Annotated in this window: 18 protein-coding genes and 2 pseudogenes; 11 read left to right on the top strand and 9 right to left on the bottom strand. The window is 73.1% G+C overall.

What is annotated here, in order from left to right:
• Positions 1-6: 6 nt before the first annotated feature.
• Positions 7-465, bottom strand: a complete 459-nt coding sequence (locus O7626_RS33285) for a YbjQ family protein (RefSeq protein WP_278064956.1) — start codon at positions 463-465, stop codon at positions 7-9.
• A 218-nt stretch (positions 466-683) separates the two neighbouring features.
• A complete protein-coding gene (locus tag O7626_RS33280) occupies positions 684-1,364 on the bottom strand; it encodes a DUF1986 domain-containing protein (protein ID WP_278064955.1) in 681 nt (226 codons plus the stop codon).
• Between the two features lie 367 nt (positions 1,365-1,731).
• Here O7626_RS33280 and purS point away from each other — a divergent pair, with 367 nt between their 5' ends.
• The 4 genes and pseudogenes from purS (at position 1,732) to O7626_RS33260 (ending at position 6,621) form a co-directional block, all read left to right on the top strand.
• The gene (gene purS / locus O7626_RS33275) at positions 1,732-1,995 is read left to right on the top strand and encodes a phosphoribosylformylglycinamidine synthase subunit PurS (protein ID WP_278064954.1); all 264 of its coding nucleotides are present in this window, start codon (positions 1,732-1,734) and stop codon (positions 1,993-1,995) included.
• Positions 1,992-2,675 (top strand): phosphoribosylformylglycinamidine synthase subunit PurQ, encoded by a 684-nt coding sequence (gene purQ / locus O7626_RS33270; protein WP_278064953.1) that lies wholly within the window; start codon positions 1,992-1,994, stop codon positions 2,673-2,675. Before purS ends, purQ begins: the two co-directional genes overlap by 4 nt.
• Positions 2,676-2,788: 113 nt before the next feature.
• Positions 2,789-5,188, top strand: a pseudogene (gene purL / locus O7626_RS33265) (phosphoribosylformylglycinamidine synthase subunit PurL); the annotation flags it as partial.
• Positions 5,189-5,835: 647 nt separating this feature from the next.
• Positions 5,836-6,621 carry a 2-phosphosulfolactate phosphatase gene (locus O7626_RS33260; protein ID WP_278064952.1) on the top strand — a complete coding sequence of 262 codons (786 nt, stop codon included), beginning with the start codon at positions 5,836-5,838 and terminating at the stop codon, positions 6,619-6,621.
• Positions 6,622-6,764: 143 nt separating this feature from the next.
• On the opposite strand, the gene O7626_RS33255 is transcribed toward O7626_RS33260, so the two are convergent.
• Complete coding sequence (locus tag O7626_RS33255) at positions 6,765-8,603, bottom strand: carboxypeptidase-like regulatory domain-containing protein (protein ID WP_278064951.1); 1,839 nt, start codon at positions 8,601-8,603, stop codon at positions 6,765-6,767.
• 264 nt (positions 8,604-8,867) lie between these two features.
• Here O7626_RS33255 and O7626_RS33250 point away from each other — a divergent pair, with 264 nt between their 5' ends.
• The 5 genes from O7626_RS33250 (at position 8,868) to amcA (ending at position 13,774) form a co-directional block, all read left to right on the top strand.
• Positions 8,868-9,221 carry a sterol carrier family protein gene (locus O7626_RS33250; protein ID WP_278064950.1) on the top strand — a complete coding sequence of 118 codons (354 nt, stop codon included), beginning with the start codon at positions 8,868-8,870 and terminating at the stop codon, positions 9,219-9,221.
• Positions 9,222-9,372: 151 nt separating this feature from the next.
• Positions 9,373-10,941 carry an amidophosphoribosyltransferase gene (purF, locus tag O7626_RS33245; RefSeq protein ID WP_278066430.1) on the top strand — a complete coding sequence of 523 codons (1,569 nt, stop codon included), beginning with the start codon at positions 9,373-9,375 and terminating at the stop codon, positions 10,939-10,941.
• 144 nt (positions 10,942-11,085) lie between these two features.
• Entirely contained in the window at positions 11,086-12,231 is a 1,146-nt protein-coding gene (gene purM, locus O7626_RS33240) for a phosphoribosylformylglycinamidine cyclo-ligase (protein WP_278064949.1), read from the top strand.
• Positions 12,232-12,462: 231 nt separating this feature from the next.
• Positions 12,463-13,566, top strand: a complete 1,104-nt coding sequence (gene amcB, locus O7626_RS33235; RefSeq protein WP_347404823.1) for a cyclophane-forming radical SAM peptide maturase AmcB — start codon at positions 12,463-12,465, stop codon at positions 13,564-13,566.
• Positions 13,535-13,774 carry a multiple cyclophane-containing RiPP AmcA gene (gene amcA, locus O7626_RS33230; RefSeq protein ID WP_278064947.1) on the top strand — a complete coding sequence of 80 codons (240 nt, stop codon included), beginning with the start codon at positions 13,535-13,537 and terminating at the stop codon, positions 13,772-13,774. The genes amcB and amcA overlap by 32 nt, the downstream gene beginning before the upstream one ends.
• Before the next feature lie 288 nt (positions 13,775-14,062).
• Here amcA and O7626_RS33225 read toward each other — a convergent pair whose 3' ends face one another.
• Positions 14,063-14,278, bottom strand: coding sequence for a DUF3073 domain-containing protein (locus tag O7626_RS33225; protein ID WP_278064946.1), 216 nt, complete (start codon positions 14,276-14,278; stop codon positions 14,063-14,065).
• A 342-nt stretch (positions 14,279-14,620) separates the two neighbouring features.
• A complete protein-coding gene (locus O7626_RS33220; RefSeq protein ID WP_278064945.1) occupies positions 14,621-15,703 on the bottom strand; it encodes a Glu/Leu/Phe/Val dehydrogenase dimerization domain-containing protein in 1,083 nt (360 codons plus the stop codon).
• Positions 15,704-15,899: 196 nt separating this feature from the next.
• On the opposite strand from O7626_RS33220, the gene O7626_RS33215 reads away from it, so the two are divergent.
• Positions 15,900-16,739 carry a hypothetical protein gene (locus O7626_RS33215; protein ID WP_278064944.1) on the top strand — a complete coding sequence of 280 codons (840 nt, stop codon included), beginning with the start codon at positions 15,900-15,902 and terminating at the stop codon, positions 16,737-16,739.
• 265 nt (positions 16,740-17,004) lie between these two features.
• Positions 17,005-17,214: a BldC family transcriptional regulator gene (locus O7626_RS33210; RefSeq protein WP_007073996.1), complete on the top strand. Its 210-nt coding sequence runs from the start codon at positions 17,005-17,007 to the stop codon at positions 17,212-17,214.
• Positions 17,215-17,384: 170 nt separating this feature from the next.
• On the opposite strand, the pseudogene O7626_RS33205 reads toward O7626_RS33210, so the two are convergent.
• From O7626_RS33205 to O7626_RS33190, 4 genes and pseudogenes are all read right to left on the bottom strand, one after another.
• Positions 17,385-18,056 (bottom strand): annotated as a pseudogene (locus tag O7626_RS33205) (ABC transporter ATP-binding protein); the annotation flags it as partial.
• Positions 18,057-18,121: 65 nt separating this feature from the next.
• The gene (locus O7626_RS33200; protein ID WP_278064943.1) at positions 18,122-19,093 is read right to left on the bottom strand and encodes an ATP-binding cassette domain-containing protein; all 972 of its coding nucleotides are present in this window, start codon (positions 19,091-19,093) and stop codon (positions 18,122-18,124) included.
• A gap of 38 nt (positions 19,094-19,131) precedes the next feature.
• On the bottom strand, positions 19,132-21,882 hold the full coding sequence (locus O7626_RS33195) for an FtsX-like permease family protein (protein WP_278064942.1): 2,751 nt from the start codon (positions 21,880-21,882) through the stop codon (positions 19,132-19,134).
• Entirely contained in the window at positions 21,879-25,091 is a 3,213-nt protein-coding gene (locus O7626_RS33190; protein WP_278064941.1) for an ABC transporter permease, read from the bottom strand. The genes O7626_RS33195 and O7626_RS33190 overlap by 4 nt, the downstream gene beginning before the upstream one ends.
• Between the last annotated feature and the right edge of the window lie 143 nt (positions 25,092-25,234).

Here is a 25,234-nt window from a genome sequence, read left to right as displayed (position 1 = left end):
CCGGGGTCAGTTCCGGGGTGTCGGGGTGCCGGCGGCGCTGCCCAGGTCGGGTGCGCTGGGTGCCTCGGCGATCGCGCCGGAGCCCAGCGGTTCGGCCAGGTGCGCCGTCTCGGCGGCGACCTTCGGCTGGTCGGCGGGCGGATGCGCGGGTGGCTGCCGGACGGCGACCACCGCAGTGCCGTAGGCACACAACTCCATCCACATCTCGCCGACCTCGCGGTGGTCGAAGCGCATCCCGATCACCGCGTTGGCGCCGAGCCGGGTGGCCTCCTCACCCAGCTTCTGCACGGCGTCGGTACGCCAGCGGGTGAGGTTCTCCGGCGCCTTCGGGTCGTAGGCGCCACCACGGAGGTTCTTCACCCCCTCCCGGTACGGGTTCCGGGTCCGGGCCTGGGAGGACACGACTTCGCCGAGTACGGCTCGGATGTCGTAGCCCGGCAGATGATCCGTCGTCACGACCAGCACACGTTGATGCTGGCAGAGCAGGGGCCGCCCGGTTTGCGAGGGCTGTTCACATCGCTCCAGTTTGCGAAACAGCGCGGCTGCCGCGAAAGGGCGCCGGTACCCCGAGACCGGCCGCTCGGTCGTCAAACGGTGCCTGGCCGACGGAAACGGCGCGGCGCGGACGTCCCGACCCAGTCGGAACGTCCGCGCCATACCCCTGAGGAGGGTGTGGGTGGTGCCTAGACGCCGGAGACGGAGGTGATCCAGGAACGGTTGTAGGCGACGCTGCCGTAGTTCTGGATGCTCTGCCCGTCGGCGGTGGACGCGACACCCACCTGGGCGCCGTTGTAGATCTGCGGGCCGCCCGAGTCGCCACGCCAGGCGTTGCCGTTGATCCGGGTGCTCCGGATCGCCCGCCCGCCGTACGCGTCGGTGACGCTGGTGCTGGTCACCCGTACGGTGGCGGTCTTCAGCGTGGTGGACGCCGAGCAGCCGCTGTAGCAGGTCATCCCCCACCCGTAGATCGAGTTGGTGGAGTTGACCGGCGGGTAGGCGCTGGACAGCGGCATGTAGCTGGTCTGGATCGAGGTGGAGAGGTTCAGCAGCGCGAGGTCGTAGCGACCGTAACTGGCGGTCACGCCGCTGGTGACGCCACCGGAGCTCCGGTTGACGCTGCCCACCCGTACCGACATCGTGCCGCTGACGCAGTGCCGGGCGGTGAGCACCCAGCGGGCCGCGATGATGGTGCCGGAGCAGGTGAACGAGCCGTTGCTGAACACGGCCGCGGCCCACGGGGCCGAGGAGACGGTGCCGCCACCGATGATGTAGGGGGTGACGGGGGCGGCAGTGGCGACGGACGGCGCGACGAGCGCGCCGGTGAGGGCGGTGGCGAGCATCACCAGGGTTCGGTGAATACGCACAGGGGGCTCCTTCCGGGGGGTTTACCCGGGATCACCGGGTCGGTTGAGCCGCCGTAGGCGGGAGGATGTCCGCCGTACGGACCTGGGTGGTCGACGTTCGGTCCTGCCAACCGGACGTTTGACGCCACACGCTAAGCCGTTCGTCACCTATTCACAAGGGTGAACCCCTTCGGCCGGTTTCCGGCCCCGTCCGCCGGGTGACCGGGTCCGGTACGCCCGGCATGGGGACGCCCCCGGGCCGCCGCGCTCCGCCGGGGGCATCGACGCGCCGGCCCGTGCGTCAACTGGCTGGTCGGCCGGGTACGCTGGCTCCGCTCGCCCCTTTCGTGGGCCGGCACCCAACTGCGTACACAGTCAGGAGTGCCCAGTGCCTCGCGTCGTCGTCGACGTCATGCTCAAGCCGGAGATTCTCGATCCTCAGGGCCAGGCCGTCGCGAATGCGCTGCCGAGGCTCGGCGTCACGGACGTATCCTCCGTGCGCATCGGCCGGCGGATCGAAATCGAGTTCACCGGCCAGCCGGACCTGGACCGGGCCCGGGAGATCGCGGACAAGCTGCTGGCCAACCCGGTGATCGAGGACTTCTCGATCCGGGTCGCCGAGGCCGGGGACACTGCGGAGGGCAACCCGTGACCGCCCGGATCGGCGTGGTGACCTTCCCCGGCTCGCTCGACGACCGGGACGCGGCCCGCGCCGCCCGGATCGCCGGCGCCGAGGTGGTGTCGCTCTGGCACGACGACCCCGACCTGCACGGCGTCGACGCCGTCGTGCTGCCCGGCGGCTTCTCCTACGGCGACTACCTGCGCTGCGGCGCCATCGCCCGGTTCGCCCCGGTGATGCAGACGATCGCCGTCGGAGCCCGGGACGGCCTGCCGGTGCTCGGCATCTGCAACGGCTTCCAGATCCTCTGCGAGGCACACCTGCTGCCCGGCGCGCTGACCCGCAACCAGCACCTGCACTTCCGCAACCGCGACCAGGTGCTGCGGATGGAGTCGGCCGGCACCGCCTGGACCAACGCCTTCCAGCCCGGTCAGGAGATCCTGATCCCGGTGAAGAACGGCGAGGGCTGCTACGTCGCCGACGAGCGCACCCTCGACGAGCTGGAGGCGACCGGCCGGGTCGTCGCGCGCTACCTGGGCGGCAACCCGAACGGCTCGCTGCGGGACATCGCCGGCATCAGCAACGAGGCCGGCAACGTGGTCGGGCTGATGCCGCACCCGGAGCACGCGGTGGAGGCGCTGACCGGACCCTCCCTCGACGGGCTCGGCTTCTTCACCTCGGTCCTCAAGCACCTCGCGGGAGTACCCGCATGATCGAACGGAGTGAGGTCATGGGCCAGCCAGAGCCCGCCCTCGCCGGCCACCCCTCGGCACCCGATCCCGCAACCCCGGCACCCGCCTCGGCCGTCGACGCGGTGGCGGCCAGGATGGCTCCGGCTCCGGCTCCGGCCTCGGCCTCGGCCGAGTCGGCCGTACCCGGCCAGCCGGAGCCGGAAGGCGTTCCCGCCGAGCTGCCGGTGAACGGCTACCCGGGCGGCCTGGACACCGTGTCGAACGCGGCGGCCACCCCCGGCGACCTCCAGCCCTACGCCGAGCTGGGCCTGCGCGACGACGAGTACGACCGGATCCGGCAGATCCTCGGCCGCCGCCCCACCCAGTCCGAGCTGGCGATGTACTCGATCATGTGGAGCGAGCACTGCTCCTACAAGTCGAGCAAGGTGCACCTGCGGCAGTTCGGGGAGAAGGCCCCGCCGAGCGACCGGCTGCTCGCCGGCATCGGCGAGAACGCCGGCGTGATCCAGATTTCCGACGAGCTGGCGGTGACCTTCAAGGTCGAGTCGCACAACCACCCGAGCTTCGTCGAGCCGCACCAGGGCGCGGCGACCGGTGTCGGCGGGATCGTCCGGGACATCCTGGCGATGGGCGCCCGGCCGGTCGCGGTGATGGACCCGCTGCGCTTCGGCGCCGCCGACCACCCCGACACCGCCCGGGTACTCCCCGGCGTCGTCGCCGGGATCGGCACGTACGGCAACTCGCTCGGGCTGCCGAACATCGGCGGCGAGGTCGTCTTCGACTCCTGCTACCAGGGCAACCCGCTGGTCAACGCGCTCTGCCTCGGGGTCCTTCCGGTGCGGCGGCTACAGAACAAGGCCGCCGCCGGCCCCGGCAACGTCGTGGTGCTGCTCGGCGCCAAGACCGGACGGGACGGCATCGGCGGGGTTTCCGTGCTGGCCAGCGCCACCTTCGACGACGGCAGCGCGCAGCGCCGCCCGTCGGTGCAGGTCGGCGACCCGTTCATGGAGAAGCTGCTGATCGAGGCGTGCCTGGAGCTGTACGACGCCGGGCTCGTCGTCGGCATCCAGGACCTCGGCGGCGCCGGGCTGACCTGCGCGCTCACCGAGACCGCCGCCGCGGCCGGCACCGGCATGCGGGTCCTGCTGGAGCGGGTACCCCTGCGCGAGGCGTCGATGCAGCCGCACGAGATCCTGGCCAGCGAGTCGCAGGAGCGGATGCTGCTGATCGTCGCCCCGGAGAAGCTCGACGCGGTGCTGCGGATCGCCGAGAAGTGGGGCGTGCCGGCCAGCGCGATCGGCGAGGTGACCGGCGCCCCGGCGGGTTCCGGGCCGGGCCGACTGCTGGTCACCTGGCAGGGGCACACCGTGGTCGACGTGCCGCCGGGCTCGCTTGTGGACGACGGTCCGGTCTACGCCCGCCCGATGCGGGAGCCCGCCGACCTGATCCTGCTCCAGGCGGACCGGGCCGAGACGCTGCCCCGGCCGGCCACCGCCGAGGCGCTGCGGGAAACCCTGCTCCGGATGATCGCCTCGCCGAACCTCTGCGACAAGACCTGGATCACCGAGCAGTACGACCGGTACGTCCTCGGCAACACCGTGCTGGCGCAGCCGGAGGACGCCGGGATCATCCGGATCGACGAGCGGTCCGGGCTGGGCGTCGCCATGTCGGTCGACGGCAACGGCCGGTACACCCGGCTGGACCCGTACCACGGTGCCAAGCTGGCGCTCGCCGAGGCGTACCGGAACGTGGCCGTGACCGGCGCGAAGCCGGTCGCGGTGACCGACTGCCTGAACTTCGGCTCGCCGGAGGACCCGGGCGTGATGTGGCAGTTCGCCGAGGCCGTGCGCGGGCTCGCCGACGGCTGCGCCGAACTGGGCATCCCGGTCACCGGCGGCAACGTCAGCTTCTACAACCAGACCGGTGCGGCGGCGATCCACCCGACTCCGGTCGTCGGCGTGCTCGGCGTACTCGACGACGTGGCGCAGCGGGTGCCGATGGGCTTCGCCCGGACCACCGGGGCCGACCACGACCTGATCTTCCTGCTCGGCGAGACCCGGCTGGAGCTCTCCGGCTCCGAGTGGGCCTGGGTCGCCCACCGGCATCTCGGCGGGGTGCCGCCGAGGGTCGACCTGGCGGCCGAGCGGGCGCTCGCCGAGCTGGTCGCCGAGGCGGCCCGGGTCGGGCACCTGCGCTCCGCACACGACCTCTCCGACGGCGGTCTCGCCCAGGCGCTGGTGGAGTCGAGCCTCCGCAACGGTGTCGGGGCCCGGATCGCCCTGCCGGAGGGCTTCACCGCCGGTTCGATGCCGTTCGTCTTCCTGTTCAGCGAGTCGACCGGCCGGGCGATGGTGGCGGTGCCGCGCGGGCACGAGAAGGCGTTCACCGCGCTCTGCGTCGAGCGGGGCGTGCCGTGGACCCTGATCGGGGTCACCGACACGACCGGCGACGAGTTGGAGATCCGGGACCAGTTCACCATCGGGCTGCCGGAGTTGCGGGCGGCGTACAGCGCGACGCTGCCGAGCCTGTTCGGCGAGGGCGCGACGACGGTGGCCGAGTCCGTAACCACCGGCACGAGCACTCCGGACCCGGCCGCTACCGGCGCCGGCGCCGGCCGGGACGAGCCGACCACGGCCGATGCTGTGACGTCGCCGCCGGCCAGCGTCGTTTCACCGCCGGCCAGCGCCCCGCCGCCGGCCAGCGCCTCCGGTCCGTTGTCGGCCGACGCTGCTTCGTCGTCCGCCAGTCCGTCGTCGGCCAGCGCCGGCTCCGAGGTCCCCGCCGCCGGGACCGCCGGCTCCGAGGTCCCGGTCGCCGGGACCGCCGAGACCGAGGTCCCCGCCGCCGGTTCCGGCGCTGCCGACGCCGGTAGCGCTGGTGCCGAGACCGCGACCGACGGGCCTGACACCGTCACGGTCAGCCCTTCAGCGGTCGGCGACGAATCCGGCACCGGCACCGACGGCCCTGGCCCGGACGGCACCGGCGAGGCCAGCCCCGGCGCCGACGGCAGGTCGGCCGGGGCGGCTCCGGACGGCGCAGCCGCCCCGAAAGCCGCCGCTGCGGCCACCGACGACGCCGGCGAGCAGAAGGCGGCGCCGACCCGGTCCGACGTGGGAGACCGCCCGGCGGATTGATCCGACCGCGCGGCGGCCGGGCCTTCCGACGGCGGAGGAATCGCATCGTGACGGGACCGGGCGGACCACCGGACGGGTCGGCGGAGTCTGTCTACGCCCAACCGGGTACCGGCGCCAGGCTGGACTGGGGGCTGGCCGGCGCGGCCGAGTTGAGCCGGGTCTGCGCGGTGCTGGTGGTGGTGGACGTACTCTCCTTCACCACCTCCGTCGAGGTGGCGGTCGCCCGGGGGATGCGGGTGCACCCGTTCCCGTGGGGCGCACAGGCCGCCGAGTACGCCACCCGGGTCGGTGCGGTGGCCGCGGTCGGTCGCCGTGCGGTGACCTCCGCGCATCCCTGGTCGCTCTCCCCGGCGGCCCTGCATGCCGCTCCCGTCGTACCGGAGCTGGTGCTGCCCTCCCCGAACGGTTCGGCGATCAGCGCCGCCGCCAGCGCCACCGGGCTGCCGGTGGTGGCGGCCTGCCTGCGTAACGCCCGCGCCGTCGGGCGCTGGCTGCTCGCCCAGGGGTACGGCTCCACCGCCGCACCGATCGGCGTCGTGGCGGCCGGGGAACGCTGGCCGGACGACAGTCTCCGGCCGGCCGTCGAGGACCAGCTCGGTGCGGCGGCCGTACTGGACGTGCTCGCCGCGGCCCCAGGTGAGCTCTCCGTCGAGGCGGCCGTCGCGCTGGCGGCCCTGAACAGCCTTCCCTCGGTGCCGGCGGCGGTCCGGGGCAGTGTCTCGGGGCGGGAACTCGTCAACCGGGGATTCGGCCAGGACGTGGAGATCGCGGTCCAGGTCGACGTCTCCGAGGTGGTGCCGGTACTCCGCGGCGGCGTCTACTCCCCGGCCTGACCGCGGCAGCCGCCGTCCGTCCGCTCATCCGCTGCCCATCCCGTCCGTCGACCGGCGGGGTTCCGGTGGAAAACCGCGAGGCCCGGCTCGCCGTCGCGAACCGGGCCCCACGGGTCACCTCGTCTGGACCGTCGACCCTCCGGTCAGTCGTCCAACCAGTCGAGCGACCGGCGCTCCGAGCGGCCCGGCTGCTGCGGCGCGCCCGACCGGCTGTGCCCACCGGCCCGCGGGTCGTCGTCGTAGTAACCGCCGCCGCCCTGCTGCTGGCCGTAGCCGGCCCGGTCGTCGTACCCGTTGTGGTCGTCGTAGCCGCCACGCTGCTGGTCGTAGCCGGCGCCGGTGGTCGGCTGGTCGTAGCCGGCCCGGTCAGCCTCGTAACCCTGCTGGTCGTAGCCGCCCCGGCTGTCGTAGCCCTGCTGGTCGTAGCCGGCACCGGTACGTGGCTCGTCGTCGTAGCCGCCCCGGCCGTAACCGGCAGCACCGGTGTCGTAGCCGTCGTCGTCCCGGCCGTACTGCTGGGTGGGCTCGTAACCGCCGTGCCCGGCCCCGGAGGACGGGCGGTAGGCGTTGGTGTCGTACGGGTCGGCCGCCGGGCCGTACCCGTCGGCGTCGTCCCGGTCACCGGTGTAGCGCCCGGTGGGCTCGTCGTACCCGTTGTCGTAGCCGCCCGCGCCGTTTGCGGAGTATCCACCGCCGGAGACCGGTGCGCCGTATCCGGCACCCGAGCCGGGAGCGTTGCCGTAGCCGACCCCGGACGCCGGAGCGTTGCCGTAGCCGCCGGCACCCGAGCCGGGTGCGTTGCCGTAGGCGCCGGCACCCGAGCCGGGTGCTTCGCCGTAGCCGTTCGCGTTGTCGCCCCAGCCCTGCTGCCCGCCGCCGTAGCCGGGACCCTGCGGTCCGGGAAGCGGTGCGCCGTACGGGTCCGGGAACTCGTCGTCGACGAGTGGCGCACTGTGCATCATGGTCGGTGCGTCGGCCAGGTTGCCGCCGCCGGCCGCGACCATCGTCGGGTCGGCACCGGCCCGGTTGGTGACCCGGGTGGCGTCGTCGTCGCGGTAGCCGCCACGGCCGGCGCCCGTGCGCGGCCCCGGCCCGCCTGCGCCGGCCACACCGTCGACGTCGTCCTCGCCGTCTTCCTTGCGGCGCATCAGCAGCAGCACGATGGCGCCGACACCGAGCGCCACCAGCAGACCGCCGGCCAGGATCAGCACCCAGGAGCCGAGCCCGCCGCCGTCGTCCTCGTTGGCGGTCTGGTCGGGCGCCGCGTCCGCGCTCTCCTCGGCGCCGGCGTCCTCGGTCGGCACCTCCTCGGCGGCGTCCTCGGTGGGCCCCACCGTGGCGTCGGTGCTGGGGGTGGGCGCACCGGCCAGGGCGAGCTGGATGCCCTGGTTGTTCACCCGGGCGCCGGCACCGCCGTTGACTTCCTTGGTGTCGGTGATGCCGTCCTTGGTGGCCCGGATCTGGAGCCGCCCCGGCGCGATCGGCCGGTCCTGCGAACCGGTGAACCGGTAGTTGCCGCTGCCGCTCGTGTTCGTGGTGTGGGTACGCCCCTGCCCGTCGGTGAGCCGGACGCTGGCCCCGGAGACCCCGTCGCCGCTGGTCTCGTCGGTGACCCGTCCCGACACCTCGGCGACGGTCTGCACCTCCGGCGGCGCCTCCGGGCCCTGCACCCTGATGTTCCGCGAGGCGGTGGCGTCGTCGTTGCCGACCTCGGCGGTGATCCGGACGGCGCCGGACCGGCTCTGACCGGCCGCGACGTTCCCGGCGCGCAGCGTGACGCTGTAAGACTTGGTCGCACCCAGGTCGATGGTGTCGGTGAAGTCGCAGTTGCCCTGGCACTGCAACTCGTTGATCGTCGTGTTCACCGCGATGTTGAACGAGGTCTCCCCGCCCAGCACACCACCGTTGTTGTTCTTGACGTTGAAGCTGAGCGTGGTCGTCTGCCCGGCGTTGAGGCTGGCGTTCACCCCGGTGATGGTCACTGTCGGATCGTCAGCCAAAGCTGGTGTGGTGGGGAGTGCGAAAAGTGCGCTGGCTGCCAGCGCCACGACCACACCGGTCCGGGAGATCCAGGCTCGTCGGTGTGCTGTCACGTCCACCGCCTTCCGGGGCTCCACCGCCGACCTGTCGCCGGCCGGGGATCAACCCATACGACTACACCGTCGGCAACTATGCCTTGTCCGACCGAGTCGGCGCGACCCAGGGGCGGCGAAAAATGCCACGAAGCCGGGTCGTATCGTCCCGACGTGTCCTCTCCGCACAATAAGTCCCCAGCGGTCGCGACCGTGCTGGCGGACCTCGACGCCGGCCGTACGCCGGAGCGTACGACGCTGCGGGACGCCGTCCGTGTCCTGCTGGCCGACCTGGCGCGGGCGGCGCCCGGCCGGGCGGTGGAGGTCCGGGTGCCACCCTACGGTGCGGTCCAGTGCTGTGCCGGCCCGCGCCACACCCGGGGTACCCCGCCGAACGTGGTGGAGATGGCTCCGGAGGACTGGTTGCGGCTGGCCAGTGGCCGGATCTCCTGGGCGGAGGCCGTGACCGAGGGGCTGGTACGCACCAGTGGCAATCGCGCTGATATCTCCCCTTATCTGCCTATTTAGCCGCAGTCTTCCATCACCATCTGTCACTTACGGGGGCTGTACCGTGGCTCTCTGTATCGGCTGCGGTTCGCGTACACTGTCGGAGTCGACAGAACCCGAAATCAACCGGGTGACAGGCGAGTCCGAGCAGATCAGCAAGAGGGAGCGGCAGGTGTCCCGAGGCGACGGCCGGTTGAGCCATGACCTCGACCCCCAACGACCCGGTCCGCAGGACGCGTGCGGCGTGTTCGGCGTCTGGGCCCCGGGCGAAGAGGTGGCGAAGCTCACCTACTTCGGCCTCTACGCGGTCCAGCACCGGGGTCAGGAGGCTGCCGGCATCGCCGTCAGCGACGGGTCGGGCGTGGTGGTCTACAAGGATCTCGGCCTGGTCGCCCAGGTCTTCGACGAGCCGACGCTGGCCAGCCTGCGCGGCCACCTGGCGATCGGGCACACCCGATACTCCACCACCGGCGGCTCCACCTGGGAGAACGCCCAGCCGACCATCCGGGCCAACACGGCCGGCACCACGATCGCGCTGGCGCACAACGGCAACCTGGTCAACAGCGCCGAGCTGGCCCGGCAGGCGGTCGAGCGCGGCATGGACTCGGACGGCTCGACCTCCGACACCGCCCTGGTGACCACGCTGCTGGCCAGCCGCCCCGACCTCTCGGTGGAGGCCGCCGCGCTGGAGGTGCTGCCGACGCTGCGCGGCGCGTTCAGCTTCGTCTTCATGGACGAGACCACCCTCTACGCCGCCCGCGACCCGCACGGGGTGCGTCCGCTGGTGCTCGGCCGGCTGGAGCGCGGCTGGGTGGTGGCGAGCGAGACCGCCGCGCTGGACATCGTCGGGGCGAGCGTGGTCCGCGAGGTCGAGCCCGGCGAGCTGATCGCCATCGACGAGCACGGGCTGCGGTCTGCCCGGTTCGCCGCGCCGGAGCCGAAGGGCTGCCTCTTCGAGTACGTCTACATCGCCCGGCCGGACACCACGATCGCCGGCCGCAACATCCACGCCGCCCGGGTCGGCATCGGCCGGAAGCTCGCCCGGGAGCACCCGGTCGAGGCGGACCTGGTGATCCCGGTCCCCGAGTCCGGCACTCCGGCCGCGATCGGCTACGCGGAGGAGTCCGGCATCACCTACGGCGCCGGCCTGATGAAGAACCCGTACGTCGGGCGCACCTTCATCCAGCCGTCGCAGACCCTGCGTCAGCTCGGCATCCGGCTCAAGCTCAACCCGCTGCGGGAGAACGTCCGGGGCAAGCGCCTGGTCGTCGTGGACGACTCGATCGTGCGCGGCAACACCCAGCGGGCGATCGTCCGGATGCTGCGTGAGGCCGGGGCGCTGGAGGTGCACGTCCGGATCTCCTCGCCGCCGGTCACCTGGCCCTGCTTCTACGGCATCGACTTCGCCACCCGGGCGGAGCTGCTCGCCAACGGGCTGGACACCGAGGGCATCCGCCGGTCGATCGGCGCCGACAGTCTCGGGTTCGTCTCGCTGGCCGGTCTCGTCGCGGCCACCGAGCAGCCGAAGACCCGGCTCTGCCGGGCCTGCTTCGACGGCGAGTACCCGATCGAGCTGCCGGCGGGGAACCTGATCGGCAAGCACGTACTCGAAGGAGTTGACCGCCGGGTCGCCGGCGCCGGGGCGGAGGAGGCGGCTCCGGCCGGGGCCACCTCCCGGGGCTCCGGCGGTCAGCCGTTCGTGGGCAGTTCCAGTGGCGGCGAAGTGTCGTCACACGCGTAGGCACCACGCCGGGCGGGGCTCATGGGTACGACGCCCGGCGACAGGACCGGTCCGGCCGGACACCTCCGGTGGGGCAGCACGAAGTCGAGCGATCCTCGACCGCTACCGACGCGGCCAGCCGCGAGAAGCACTAAGGGGAGAACCGTGACGCACGTGACCGAGCGCAGTGGTGCAGGAAGCGGCCGGGGTGGTACCCATCAGCCGTGGACGGCGGGGATGGGTCGGTCGGGCCGCAAGCGCACGGTGTCGTACGCGGACGCCGGTGTCTCGATCCACGCCGGTGAGCGCGCGGTCGAACTGCTCCGGCCGAAGGTGCAGGGCACCCGGCGCCCCGAGGTGATGGGCGACATCGGCGGGTTCGCCGGCCTGTTCCGGCTGGACACCCAGAAGTACAAGAACCCGATCCTCGCCTCGTCCACCGACGGGGTGGGCACCAAGCTGGTCATCGCGCAGCAGATGGACATCCACGACACGGTCGGCATCGACCTGGTCGCGATGGTGGTGGACGACCTGGTCGCCTGCGGTGCCGAGCCGCTCTTCCTGCTCGACTACATCGCCTGCGGCGAGGTCGTCCCGGACAAGGTGGCCGAGATCGGCGCCGGCATCGCCGACGGCTGCCGGTACGCCGGCTGTGCGCTGCTGGGCGGCGAGACCGCCGAGCACCCGGGCGTGCTGCGCCCGGACGAGTACGACGTCTCGGCGACCGGCGTTGGCGTGGTGGAGGAGAGCGAGATCCTCCGCCCGGAGCGGGTCGAGGTCGGCGACGTCGTGATCGCGATGGGTTCGTCCGGTCTGCACTCCAACGGCTACTCCCTGGTCCGGCACGTGCTGCTCGGGGCCGGCCGGATGCGGCTGGACAGCGTGATCGAGGAGTTCGGCAAGCAGCGGACACTCGGCGAGGAGCTGCTCACCCCGACCAAGATCTACGCGCAGGACTGCCTGAAGCTGATCGCCGAGGCCGAGGTGCGGGCCCTGGCGCACGTCACCGGCGGCGGCATCCCCGGCAACCTGGTCCGGGTGCTGCCCGACCACGTCGACGCGGTGGTCAACCGGGCCACCTGGCGGCCGCAGCCGATCTTCGACCTGGTGCAGGCCAAGGGCCGGATCGAGGACCAGGACATGGAGTCCACCTTCAACATGGGCGTCGGCATGTTCGCGATCGTGTCGGCCGAGGACGCCGACCGGGCGCTGGCTTGCCTGACCGGCCGTGGCGTGCACGCCTGGCAGGCCGGTGAGATCATCGAGGGTACCGGCGAGGTGTACATGATCGGCCAGCACACCCGGGGCTGACCCGACACACCGGCCGACCGGCCACCGGGGGTTGCCCTGGGCAGGCCGGCCGGGGTGCGACGCTGGGCCGACTACAACAAAAACGCCAAAACCCGCATCCGTGATATTGCCCGTGATTCTCGGCATACCTGGTCAGGACTTCACCGGGGTGGCTACCGCCACCTAGCCTGAGGGGCACCTCAGAGGCGGGGGAGGAGGGCCATGGCTGTCCGTGGACAGGAGTTTTCCGGTATGCGGGGGATCGCTGCGGTCCCCAGCTACGTGGTCATGCAGCCGACGACGCTGTGCAATCTCGACTGTGCGTACTGCTATCTTCCGCTGCGTGCGGCGGACCGCCGGATGACGGTGCAGGTGGCCGCCGCGGTGGCCACCCCGGTCAACGGCTGGGCCCGGCGCGGCCGGTTCTCGGTGGTCTGGCACGGTGGCGAACCCCTCGCCGCCGGCCGGGACCACCTGGCCGCCCTGCTGGCACCCTTCGACGCGGCCGTCGAACACCACGTGCAGACCAACGCGACCCTGATCGACGACGCCTGGTGCGAGTTCTTCGCCGCGCACCGGATCCGGGTCAGCGTCAGCGTGGACGGGCCCCGGGAGCGCAACGGGGAACGGGTCGGCCGGGGCGGACGGCCGGCGTACGACCGGATCGTGGCGGGGGTCGAGGCGCTGCGCCGGCACGGCATCGGATACTCGGCGCTCTGCGTGGTGAGCCGGCCCGAGCCGGGACTCGCCACCGAGCTGTACGACTATTTCCTCGACCTCGGCTGTGACGTACTCGGGATCAACATCGAGGAGACCGAGGGGGTGAACACCCGGCGCAATGCCCACCCGGCCGAGCTGGTCAGCGGCTTCTGGGCCGAGCTGGTCGCCGCCTGGCGCCGGAACCCCCGGATCCACCTGCGGGAGGTCGAGTGGTCGCTGCGGTACGCGGCGGCGGTGCTGGACAGCACCGACGACGACGTACTGCCCCGGCAGCTCGACCCGATCCCGACCGTCGGGTACGACGGCTCGGTGGTGCTGCTCTCCCCCGAGCTCGCCGGCTTCTCCGACCCGAGGTACGGCGACTTCAGCAGCGGGAACGTCCTGGAGACCCCGCTGGCGGAGATCCTCGGCGCGGCCCGTAGTACGCCCTGGGTGGCCGAGTTCCTGGCCGGGGTGGAGAACTGCCGGGCCCGCTGCCCGTACTTCGGGTTCTGCGGGGGCGGGCATGCCGCCAACCGTTACTTCGAGCACGGGCGTTTCGACGGTACGGAGACCGACCACTGTCGCAACAGCAAGATCCGTCTACTAGAGGGAGTGTTGGAGCATGCCCGAGATCACGAGCCCACGGCCGCCTGAGCCCGTCGAGGCCGGATCGCACGATCCGGTGGCCGCCCGGGTGCGGGGTGCTCGGGACGGACTCACCACCCTGCTGCGGGAGGCGGCGGAGGCACGGCGGCTCCGGGCCGAGGTGCCGACCGGTGGGGACGGCGCGAGCGCGGTCTGCGCCTGGAACCACTTCGAGAACATCCCGACGTTCTACAACTGGAACAACCGTCCCCGTTGACCGCCGGGCGAGGCGGATCACCGCGAGTGCCGAGTGCCGGTTCTGGCAGCTGGAACGGTGGAATGTCCGGCTCTGCGGCGGCTGTGGCGGAACGCACCTGATCGGTCGGCCCTTACCGCCGGGTACGCCGGAGCCCGACCACGGGTAAGGACCCGCCGGTGGGTTCGGAGGCAGGCTCCGACCCCGGCAGGTCCTTACCGGTGGCGTTCCCGGTCGGCGGTACAGCCCGCGGACACTCGGACACGCGTGAGCACGCGGTGTTACCGCGTGCTCAGATGTGACCGGAGATCAGCGGGACGACGACCAGGTGTCGCGGTCGTCGTCCGCGTCATGGTCCTCGTCATCGTCGTCGACATACTCTTTGTAGTCGTCGTCGAAGTCGTGGTCCGACTTGCGGCTGCCGCCGAGTTCTCGCTGCAAGGCGGCGAGGTCGGTGTTCGGGGAGTGGTACTTCAACTCCCGGGCGACCTTAGTCTGCTTGGCCTTAGCACGGCCGCGCCCCATGGCTCGACCCCCTCGCACAGAATTCGGGGCAGCCCGAAGGCGGGCCCCGATGACGTCAGGCATCTCTCGTGGCTCTTACGGTACATGGGGAGGACCCGGTTCGGCACCTCGGGTTACCACCGTCCGTGCCCGCGCGTCGCGCGGACATCGACGGGCGGTGCCATTCTACTCAGTAAGGAGCGACGCGGAGGCCCGGCCATGACGCGTTTGCGGCCTCCAGGCCCATCAGTCCAGTACAGCGTACTTTCGACCTGAATAACCGGCAATCGGTCTCCGGGCCGCCAGTGGCGCGCGGAGCCGGTACCCGGACCGGCTCCGCCTCATCCGCCCACGGCGGGCCGGTCAGCGCAGGTGGATGGTGCGCAGCCGGCCGACCTCGGCCATCCGCCGCTCGGCGAGCCGGTCGGCGGCGACCACCGGCGGCACGCCCTCGGCATCGGCCAGCCGCAGGATCTGCCGGGTGGTGTCGTAGATCCGGGTGGCCCGCAGCTTGGCCCGCTCGAAGTTGAAGCCCTCGATCTCGTCGGCGACCTGGATCACCCCGCCGGCGTTCACCACGTAGTCGGGGGCGTACAGCACGCGCCGGTCGGCGAGCAGCTTCTCGATCCCCGGGTGCGCGAGCTGGTTGTTCGCGGCGCCGACCACCACCGAGGCGCGCAGCACCGGCACGGTGTCGTCGTCCAGCGCGCCGCCGAGGGCGCAGGGGGCGTACACGTCGATGTCGGAGGTGATCAGGGCCTGGGTGTCGGCGACCACGTCGACCTGCGGGTACGCCTGCCGGACCCAGGCCAGTGCCTTCTCGTTCACGTCGGTGGCCACCACCGAGGCGCCGTCGTCGATCAGGTGCCCGGTCAGGTGCTTGCCGACCTTGCCGAGCCCGGCGACCCCGACCCGGCGGCCGGCCAGGGTCGGCGCGCCCCAGGTGTGCTCGGCGGCGGCCCGCATCCCCTGGAAGACGCCCCAGGCGGTCAGCACCGACGAGTCCCCGGCACCGCCGTGCTCGACGCTGCGGCCGGTCACGAAGCGGGTCTCCCGGGCCACCACGTCCATGTCGGCGACGTAGGTGCCGACGTCGCAGGCGGTGTAGTAGCGGCCGTTCAGCGACTCGACGAAGCGGCCGTACGCCCGCAGCAGCGGCTCGGTCTTGACCCGCTCCGGGTCGCCCCAGATGACCGCCTTGCCGCCCCCGAGGTCCAACCCGGCGAGCGCGTTCTTGTACGCCATCCCCCGGGACAGGTCGAGCACGTCGTGCAGCGCCTCGGCCTCGGTGGCGTACGGGTAGCAGCGGGTGCCGCCGAGTGCCGGGCCGAGCGCGGTGGAGTAGATGGCGATGATCGCCTTGAGTCCGGTCTGCTTGTCCTGGCAGAACACGACCTGCTCGTGGCCGTCGGGTTCCGGACCGTCGGTGCTGGCGAATACGTCCATGTCTTCGCTCCTGATCTGGAGGTGGGCATCCTCGTGGGATGCGGCGGGAGGGGGCTCCCGAGGTGCCGGCGGGGGATGTTGCCGGCCTGCTCCGAGCCTAATCGTGATCGGCACGGAGATGGTCCGCGGCCGGCGCCCGAGACGGATTGGAGATGCTGGAGACTCGTCCGCTCTCGTTTCGTGGGAGGATCGCGCCGTGCCGTCGCTCTTCGCTTCCTACCTGCGGGTGTACGAGCCGTTGACCGCCTTCGATCGGGACCGGCAGCTCTTCTGGCGTCGGTACGTCAAGGAGGGCAGAGCGGTGGCCCCGTTGGAGGGGCCGGTCCGGCAGCGGACGGCGGTGATCGAGGCGCTGGGCGCGGGCTGGACGCGGCTGCCCGACCTGCCCGAGGAGGCGTACGTCCTGGAGGCCGACGACACGCTGCTGGTCTGCCCCTGGAACCTGCGGGTCCGGGTCGCCGAGGCGGCGCTGAGCGCCCGGGACGGCGTACCTCCGGTGCTGGCCGACGCGTTCGTCCCGCCGGTGCTGGCCGGTCAGGCCAAGGCGGTGGTGGAGGACTGGCGCAGCGGGGCGCGGGTGCTGGAGCACGGGGTGCCGAGGCTGCACGAGCAGATCGCCACCTGGGGGGTACCGCTGCGCTGGTTCGTCTTCGTCGACCCGGAGGAGCGGGAGCTGACCACCCGGCCGGACCGGCGGGTGCTGCGCTACCGCACCGAGATCTCCAAGGCCCGGCGGCGGGCCTCCCGGGGGCTGTCGGTGCTGCGCAAGTCGGTCGGGGACGCGCCGATCACCGAAGCGGTCGAGGAGGGCGCCCGGTGGCTCGAGGAGTTCCATCCCCGGTCGGTGGTGGAGCTGGACTACGGCGGGCTGGTCGACCTGCTGACGGACGAGGCGCTGGCCGCGGACGACTCCCCGGAACTGGTCGCGGCGGGGCTGGCCGGGCTCTCCCGGGGCGACGCGGACGCCGCGACCGAGGCGTACGAGAAGCTTGTTGCGCGCTGGCGAGCGGTCCAGTTACTGGAGCGTTGCAATTAGCGAACAATGCGGCTCAGGGCCCATTGGGAGCGCACACAGATGAATGCCCCTCGTAATATCAGCGTCACGAGGGGCAATCGGCCGTCCGGTTAAGTCTTTTTCTGGCATAAAAAAGGCCCATATATCGGTCATTGTTCATCCGTCCATCCAGGGACCTTCGGCCGTTCGGCCCATGTCGGACATCGGGGACTAGCCGGACCATGGGAGACGCGTCGGCCGGCGGGACCCCGGCCGATGTCTATAGGCACCTGTGGAGGAGTGACCGATGGCATCGCGTACGCATGAACCTGAGCCGCTACTCACGCCGGCAGAGGTCGCGTCGATGTTCCGTGTCGACCCGAAGACCGTGACCCGGTGGGCCAAGGCGGGGAAGCTCAGCGCGATTCGAACGCTGGGCGGGCACCGTCGCTACCGCGAGTCGGAGGTTCGTGCCCTGCTTCAGGGCCAGATCCCCCAGCAGCGGCAGGGCGACTGAGACCCGAGGAACAACGCATCGATTCAGGGATGGGACCCGTGCGCTCGTACGGATCCCATCCCTGAATCGTGTCCGCCGCCAACAGCGGGGAGCCGCAGGAGGCTCGGCGGGAGATCAGCTCCGGCCAGCGCCGCCTCGTCCAGCCCCGCTCCGTCCAGCCCCGCCCCGGCCACCAGCCGGCCGTCGCGCAACGTCAGCACCCGGTCGGCCAGGTCGATCAGGGTCGGGTCGTGCGTGGCCACCAGCGCGGTCATCCCCCGGGCGTGCACCAGGGCGCGGAGCAGATCCATGATCGAACGACCGGTCTCCGAGTCGAGTTGACCGGTTGGCTCGTCCGCGATCAGCAGCGCCGGGTCGTTCGCCAGCGCCCGGGCCACCGCCACCCGTTGCTGCTGTCCGCCGGAGAGCTCGTACGGCCGCTGCCCCGCCTGGCCGCCCAGGCCGACCAGTTCGAGCAGCATCGCCACCCGCTCCTCCCGCTCGGCCCGGCCCCGCCTCGCCAGCCGCAGCGGCACCCCGACGTTCTCCGCCGCCGACAGGATCGGGATCAGCCCGAACGACTGGAAGACGAAGCCGATCGTCGAGCGGCGCAGCTCCAGGAGCTCCGCGCTGCCGGCGGCGGTGATCTCGTGCCCGGCGACGTGGATCCGCCCGGAGGTCGGCCGGTCCAGGCCACCGATCAGGTTCAGCAGGGTGGTCTTGCCGGCCCCGGAGCGACCCCGGATCGCCACCAGCTCGCCCCGGGCGGCGGTGAAGGAGACCTCCCGGACCGCGTGCACCACCCGGTCACCGGTGGCGTAGTCCCGGCCGACCCCCTCGACCCGGACCAGCTCCTCGCCCATCAGCCGCCCTCCTGTGCCGTTCCCGCCCGCTTCCTGCCCCCGGTCGTGCCGTTCCGTCGCCCCGGTCACGGCTGTTCACCACCCGTGCCGCCCGGCCGGACCTGCACGTGGTCCGGCTCCAGGTTGAGGCGTACCCGGTCGCGCAGGCTCAGCGCGTCGACGAAGGCGGCCGGCAACTGCATCCGGCCCGACCGGTCCAGCAGCGCGTACTCCTCGGTCACCAGCTCCTCGACGCCGTCCGCACCGAGCCGGGTGGAGCGGCGTACCTCGGAGGCGGTCCGGCCGTCCCGGATCGCGACCGTCCGGCGGACCTGGGCCGAGACGGCCTGGTCGTGCGTGACCACCACGATTGTGACGCCAAGCTCGGCGTTTATGGTGCGCAGCGCGCCGAAGACATCGGCGGCGGTCGCCTCGTCCAGCTCACCGGTCGGCTCGTCGGCGAAGAGCACCTCCGGGTCGTTGGCCACCGCGACCGCCACCGCGCAGCGCTGCTGCTCGCCGCCGCTCATCTGGTCCGGCCGGCGGTCGGCGCAGTAGCCGACCCCGACCATCTCGAGCAGCTCGGTGGCCCGCTTCCGGGCCGCCCGGCCGCGCAGCCCCCGGGCCAGCCGCATCGGCAGCTCCACGTTCTCCCGGGCGGTCAGGTACGGCAGCAGGTTCCGCGCGGTCTGCTGCCAGACGAACCCGACGGTGTGCCGGCGGTACCGCAGCCGGCGCTTCGGCGACATGGTCAACAGGTCGTAGTCGGCCACCCGGGCGATCCCGGCGGTCGGCACGTCCAGCCCGGAGAGGATGTTGAGCACCGTCGACTTGCCCGAACCGGAGGCGCCGACGATCGCGAGCAGCTCGCCCCGGTCGACCACCAGGTCCAGCCCCTGTAGGGCGACCACCTCGACACCCTCGGTCTTGAAGATCCGGACCAGCCCGTCGCAGACGATGTGCCCACGCAGCCGGTCCGCGCCGCCGGCCCGGGCCGCCGCCCTGCGCTGGAGTACCGCCAGCTCGGGTACCGCCTCGGCGGTCGTCGGACTCGCCATCTCAGTTCCCCTCTCCGAGACCAACCCCGGCAGCCATCTCAGTTCTCCTCTCCGAGCCGGAGCACCTCGCCGAGGCGCATCCGCCGGTTGACCACGTTCTCCACCGCGAGGGCGGCGACCAGCGCCACCACCACCAGCAGCAGTACGGCGACCAGCAGCAGCGGATCCAGGTGGATCCGGGCCGGCAGCCCGCCGGTGAAGCCGGAGAGCCCCAGCGCCGGCCCGAGCAGCCGGGGCAGGGCCACCCCGACCAGCCCACCGGTCAGCACCGCGACCCCGAGCAGCGGCACCAGCTCGTAGACGAGCAGCCCCCGGCCCTGCCGCCCGGAGAGCCCCATCGTGCGCAACCGGGACAGCATCCGGCCCCGGCCCGGCGCCTCGGCGAGCACGGCGAAACCGACCGCCAGCAGCGCCAGCGCGGTCGCCCCGGCCACCCCGGTGCCGAAGGTGAAGCTGAGCAGCCGGTTCACACCGCTGCGCTCCAGCGACCGTCGGTGCGCCGTCCAGGTGTCGACGGCGACCGCGGTCTGCGGGCGTACCTGCTCGACCGGCTGGGCGAGCACCTTCGCCAGGTACTCCCGCTGGGCGGCGTCCACCGTCGCGGTCAGCTCGGCGGGCGCGAAACCCTCCCCGGCCAGCAGGAACTGGTTGGCCCGGATCGGCTGGAACTCCGGCACCGGCAGTGCCTGCCAGGGGAGCACCACGAACCGCCGGGCGTCGACCGCGACGCCCGGGAAGCCGGACGCGACCCGGTCGACCCGGAACGCGTACCGCCGGCCCTGCACCTCGGTCACCGCCCCGGCACCGACCGCCCCGGCACCGACCGCCCCGGCACCGACCGCATCGGCCACGTCCGGCGAGACCAGCGCCGGCACCGGACCGTCGACCCGCCCCGGCGCGGTCAGCCCGGCCGGCACGCCCGCGTCGACGCCGCTCTCCGCCAGCACCCGGGCCAGCGACGGACCGTCCACCACGAGTACCTGCACCTGGCCGAGGTCCCGGCCGCCGAGCAGGTCCGGGGTGGCCGAACGCAACGGCTGGCCCACCTCGACGGCGAGCGGACTGACCGCGGCCACCCCGGGCAGCGCGGCGAGCCGGTCGGCGGTGGCCTGCTCGGAGTACGAGCCGGTGATCCGGGCGTCGGCGCCGATCTCCTGGTCGGTGACCCGGTCCCGGGCCTCGGCGACGGTGCTGGTCACCACGCTCGTGAAGACGCCGGTGGCGATCGCCACGACGAGTACGGCCAGCGGCCCGACGGTCACCGGTGCGCCCCGGCCGGCCCGGGCCAGCCCGACGAACGGCACCACCGTACGGGCCCGGGCGGCGATCCGGCCCAGCTGGCGCAACGGCCACGGCACCAGCCGCAGCGCCAGCAGGGCGGCTGCCACGGCCAGCAGCACCGGCACCGACACCAGGTACGGGTCGACCCCGCTGGCCTGGCTCAGCCCGCGCCGGTGCAGCAGCAGCACGCCGAGTACGGCGAGCAGCAGCACGAAGAGTTCGGCGGTGAGCCGGCGTACCGACGGGCGGTGCCGGACCAGGTCGCGACGCTGGCCGACGAAACTCGCCCGGCGCTGGCTCAGCACCGCCAGCAGCGGGATCGCCAGGGTGGTGCCGAGCAGGACCAGCGCGACGCCGAGCGGTTCGGCCCCGGCCGGGCGCCCCGGTGCCAACCGGCCGAGCAGCCAGCCGGCGAGTACCGCGAACGGCAGCACCACGGCGGTCTCCCGCAGGGTGCGGGCCCCGATCGCCGCGGTCGCCGCCCCCCTGGCCCGCAGCAGCGTGAACTCCTCCCGGCGGCGCTGCACCGCCAGCCCGGCCGCCAGGACGACAAGCCCGAGCAGGGTGGCCAGGATGCCGGCCTGCACCACGGCGAGCAGCGCCCGCACCGCCCGGAGCTGGTCGTCGAACCGGGTCAGGCCGCTGTCCAGGCCGGTCGCCAGGACCAGCCCGCGCTCCGGCGGGGTGCGCCGGGTCGCTGCGAACGCGGTCAGCACCTCCGGGATGTCGGCGCTGGTCATCCGCTCCTCGTCGACCCGGTACCGCCAGTCGTAGCCGATCCCGAGCACCCGGCCGGCGGCGGTGATCCCGGGCAGGTCGGTAAGCAGCGCCGCCCGGTGCGTGGTGCCGTCGGTCGGGCTCGGGCAGGGCACCTCGGCCAACCGGATCGCGTCCCAGGCCGGTGCCGCCGGATCGACCGGGTCGTAGATCCCGACGATCCGGACCGGTACGGAGCCCAGCACGAAGCCCTTGCCGCTGAGTTCGACGAGGGTGCCGACCCGCAGCCCGAGGATGCCGGCGGCCTCCCGGGACACCGCCGCCTCGACCCCGCCCCGGGACACCGGCCAGCGCCCCTCGACCATCCGCAGCTCCCGTTCGATGCCGGCCTGGCCGCGCAGTTGCAGCTCCGGTGGGCAGTTCCCGCGCAGCGACGGCGCGTCACCCGACACGCTCAGGTCCTTCGGGCCGATCCGGCCGGCGAACCACTGCTGGCCGACCAGCCCCGGCAGCGGTCCCGGCAACCGCTTCCGGTACCGGTCCAGCTGGTCGGCGGCCGCGGCGGCGTCCGGTCGTTGGAGCGGGTCCTGGTCCGCGGTGAGGTTCAGGTCCCGGACCTGGTACGGCAGGTCCCGTACGTCGTGCCGCAGCCCGTCGTCGGCGAACCCGTTGGCCAGCCGGGGCGCCCCGGTCACCAGCAGCGCCGCCACCAGCCCGAGCATGCCGAGCAGCCCCAGATAGCCGGCGAAGACCCGGGCCCGCCGCAACGGTCCCGGCAGTCGACTGTTCATCGGTCCTCCCCGATCCGGAGCTGGGCCGCGGCCAGGCGTTGCCGCATGGTGGCGGCGGTCAGCCCGCTCAGCGCGAGCGCCAGCAGCAGCAGTACGGCGGCGGTCCCGCCGGCCGGCAGCCAGGCGATGTCCAGCAGCGGTGCCGGCACCGGCCGTTGTGCCGACGGGGTGAGGATGACCAGCGGGGCCATCGTGGCGGCCACCGCGATGCCCACCCCCAACCCGACCAGCACGCCGATGCCGGCGAGGAACGCCTGCTCGACCAGGAGCGACCGCGCCAGCAGCCGGGGTCCGGCGCCGAGGGTGTGCAGCACCGCCAACTCGGTGACCCGGCGCCGGGCGGTGGCCCGGACGTCCACGGTGATCCCGACCGCCGCGAGCAGGAGGGCGCCGAGCGCGGCGGCGAAGAGGGCGGCGCGGGCGCCGACGCCGTACGGATCGTTTCCCGAGCGGCCGGCCACCTCCACCCGGTCGGCGACCTGGAGGCCGCCGAGCCCGGCCGCCGCCCGGGCCGCCTCGGTGTGCCGGTCGGGGCGGGTGGCCAGCCACCACTCCTCGGGCGCGGCGACGATGCCCCGCTCGTGGAAGAGCGCCGTGCTCAGCGAGGGCAGGTCGACCAGCAGCGCCGCCGACTCGGGTACGCCGGGCAGCGCGGCGACGGTACCGGTGATCCGGACGTCGACGGCTCCGCCGGCCAGGACGAGTACGGTCTGCTGGCCGACCGTCAACCGCAGCGCGGCCAGCGCCTCCGGGGTGGCCACCACCGGCACCTGCCCCGGACCGGGGGCGACCGTCACGGCGAAGGCGATCGGGGCGTTCCCACCGGCCCACGACGTCGACGACTCGGGCGCACTGTAGCTGGTGGAGAGGCCGCGCGGTCCCGCCGTCGCGAACGAGGTCTCGCCGGATCGGTGCACCGTCTGCCACTGCCGGCCGTCGGCGAGCGGCACGGTCGGGCCGGTACCGTCGGCCGTCCCGGCGCGCAGGTCGGTGAGCTGCCAGTCGACGACGTACCCGGCGGGTCCGAGGGTCTCCACCGCGAAGCCGGCCAGTTTCGGTGCCGCGTCGCCGCCGGCCGGCAGCGGCACGCTGAACCGCAGCGGCCGGTCGTCGTAGCTCGCGCCGAGCGGCACCCGGAGGTGCCCGCCGTGCGGCTCGGCGAAGATCGCCGTGCTGCGGACCGGTGTCCGGGCCGAACCGCCGGTGCCGGTGGTGCTGATCCGGCCGGTCAGCCGGGTCGTGCCCGGCGGAAGTGCCGGCACCGGTGCGGTCACCCGGGCGTCGGTCAGCCCGGCGAAGAGTCCGGCGGCGTCGCCGTCGACCAGGTCGTCGCGGAGCCGGACGACCCGCTCCGCCCCGGCGGCGTCCAGCGCGACCATCCCGGCCGGCACACCTTCGGTGCCGAGCCGGGGGGCGTCCCGCCAGGCCGGCAGGACCAGTTCGGCGCCGGGGAGTTCGGCGAGCTGGCCGGTGCGGGCCGGCGGGGCGACCCCGCTCGACTCGACCAGCCGCAGGTCGGCGCCGACCTGGTGGTCGGCCTGGTCGGACAGAGACCGTTCCGAGGTGGCGGCCAGGCACCAGGCGAGGGTGCCGACCGCCACCGCCAGGGCGAGCAGCAGCACCGGGCCGGCGTGCGGCCGGCGGCCGGCCTGCCACATCCCGAGCATGGTGCCGGTCCAGGACCGGCGGTCGACGTACCGTTCGGCGAGGCGGGCCATCGGCGGCAGGCCGCGCAGCGCCAGCACCGCACCGGCGAGTACCCCGACGGTGGGGGTGGCGGCGAGCAGCGGGTCGATCCCGAGGGTGCCGTCCGGGCGGGCACCGGCGAGCGGCGAGGAGTACTGCCGCAGTTGCAGCCAGCCGAGCACCGCCAGGGCGACGAGCGCGACGTCCAGGCCGGCCCGCTGTGCGACCGTCCGCCGGCTCGGCCGGGACCGGCTGGCCAGCTCGCCGACGTAACTGCCGCCGCGCCGCAGCGCCGGGCCGAGCATCGCCAGCGCGCAGCCGAGCGCGGCGAGCGCGGCGATCAGCCAGGTCCGCAGGTCGAGCCGGGGGTCCAGGTGCAGCGCGGCGGCGGCCAGCATCGGGGTACGGTCGGCCAGCCGGACCAGTTCGGTGGCGAGTACCGGTGCGATCACCGCGGCCGGCAGCACGACGAGCAGCGCCTCCCGGCCGGCCAGTCCGGCCAGCTGGCCCCGCCCCGCGCCCCGGGCCCGCAGCAGCGCCACCTCGCCCCGGCGCTGCTCGGTCAGCAGCAGCGCGACCAGCAGCAGCGCGTACCCGCCGAGCACCACCACCAGCAGCATCGGGGTGACCAGTGCCGACCGCCCGACCAGTCCGGCCCGGTCCAGCCGTTGCACGAGCTGGTCGAGTTGGGTGGTGACCAGTCCGGAACTGCCGAGCCCGGTCTCGGCGGGCAAGCTGGCGACGGTCCGGTCCGCCGCCTCGCCCAGCCGGCCGAGCGAGGTCATCGTGGCCCCGGCCAGCTCGGGTTCGACAAGCCAGCCGGCCGAGGCGTTCGCGACGAAGTGGTCGAGGAAGTCCGCCCGGTCCACCACCAGCGGCCCGTACGTCGCCGAGCCGGTCGCCACCCCGTCGGCCACCTCCGGCACCAGCCGCCAGTACGGGTCCCGGGGGTCGCGGGGCTGCCAGACGCCGGTGACGGTCGCCTCGGTGACCCGGTCGGTGACCCGGTCGGTGATCGGGATCCGGTCGCCGACCCGGGCGCCGAGGATCTTGGCGACCGGCTCGGCCAGCGCGGTCTGCACCGGTCGCCGGCCGGGTTCCGGCCACGCCCCGTCGGTCAGCCGGGCGTGTCCGGGTAGGTCGTCGAGGAAGACCACCCGGGCGAAGACCGACCCCTGGGTGTCCGGTACGGCGTTCCCGGTACGTCCGGCCAGCTCCCGCCCGGCGGCGTAACCCGCTCCGGAGACGCCGGCCGGCACCCCGCCGAAGCCGTCGGCGAACCGGGACCGTACCGCCGTGTCGCGTTCGGCGAGGCCGTCCGGGGTGCTGCCGGCGGTGCCGCGTACCAGGATCGACCGCTCCTCCTGGGAGGCGGACGCGACCGCCTTTTGGGTGCCGGAGTCGATCACCTCCCGGCTGTAGCCGGCGAGCCCGGTGAGCAGGGCGGTGGCGATCAGGGTCGCCCCGGTCGCCGCGAGGAGCAGGCTCTTCGCTCCCCGGGCACGCCGCAACACCAGCCTCATCGTTCTGCTTCTCCCGTCGGCGAGGCGGGCGGCGCCGGTCGGCGCCCCTCATGGCTTGCGAAGCGCCCGAGGGCGGGCGAAAGGTTGGCATGCCGGGCAGTGACGTGGCCGACAGCCGATTTCGTTATCCGGGCATGATCAAA

It is taken from the genome of Micromonospora sp. WMMD1102, from assembly GCF_029626265.1.
Taxonomy (GTDB): Bacteria; Actinomycetota; Actinomycetes; order Mycobacteriales; family Micromonosporaceae; genus Plantactinospora.
Note: the sequence above shows the minus strand (reverse complement) of the source record. Positions and strands in the feature narration are given on the sequence as shown.

What these genes read in the sequence shown, in the direction of transcription:
- O7626_RS33225 (WP_278064946.1), bottom strand. Translation starts at nt 14,278, where the DNA reads ATGGGGCGCGGCCGTGCTAAGGCCAAGCAGACTAAGGTCGCCCGGGAG.
- O7626_RS33200 (WP_278064943.1), bottom strand. Translation starts at nt 19,093, where the DNA reads ATGGCGAGTCCGACGACCGCCGAGGCGGTACCCGAGCTGGCGGTACTC.
- amcB (WP_347404823.1), top strand. Translation starts at nt 12,463, where the DNA reads ATGCGGGGGATCGCTGCGGTCCCCAGCTACGTGGTCATGCAGCCGACG.
- O7626_RS33190 (WP_278064941.1), bottom strand. Translation starts at nt 25,091, where the DNA reads ATGAGGCTGGTGTTGCGGCGTGCCCGGGGAGCGAAGAGCCTGCTCCTC.
- O7626_RS33220 (WP_278064945.1), bottom strand. Translation starts at nt 15,703, where the DNA reads ATGGACGTATTCGCCAGCACCGACGGTCCGGAACCCGACGGCCACGAG.
- O7626_RS33210 (WP_007073996.1), top strand. Translation starts at nt 17,005, where the DNA reads ATGGCATCGCGTACGCATGAACCTGAGCCGCTACTCACGCCGGCAGAG.
- O7626_RS33195 (WP_278064942.1), bottom strand. Translation starts at nt 21,882, where the DNA reads ATGAACAGTCGACTGCCGGGACCGTTGCGGCGGGCCCGGGTCTTCGCC.
- amcA (WP_278064947.1), top strand. Translation starts at nt 13,535, where the DNA reads ATGCCCGAGATCACGAGCCCACGGCCGCCTGAGCCCGTCGAGGCCGGA.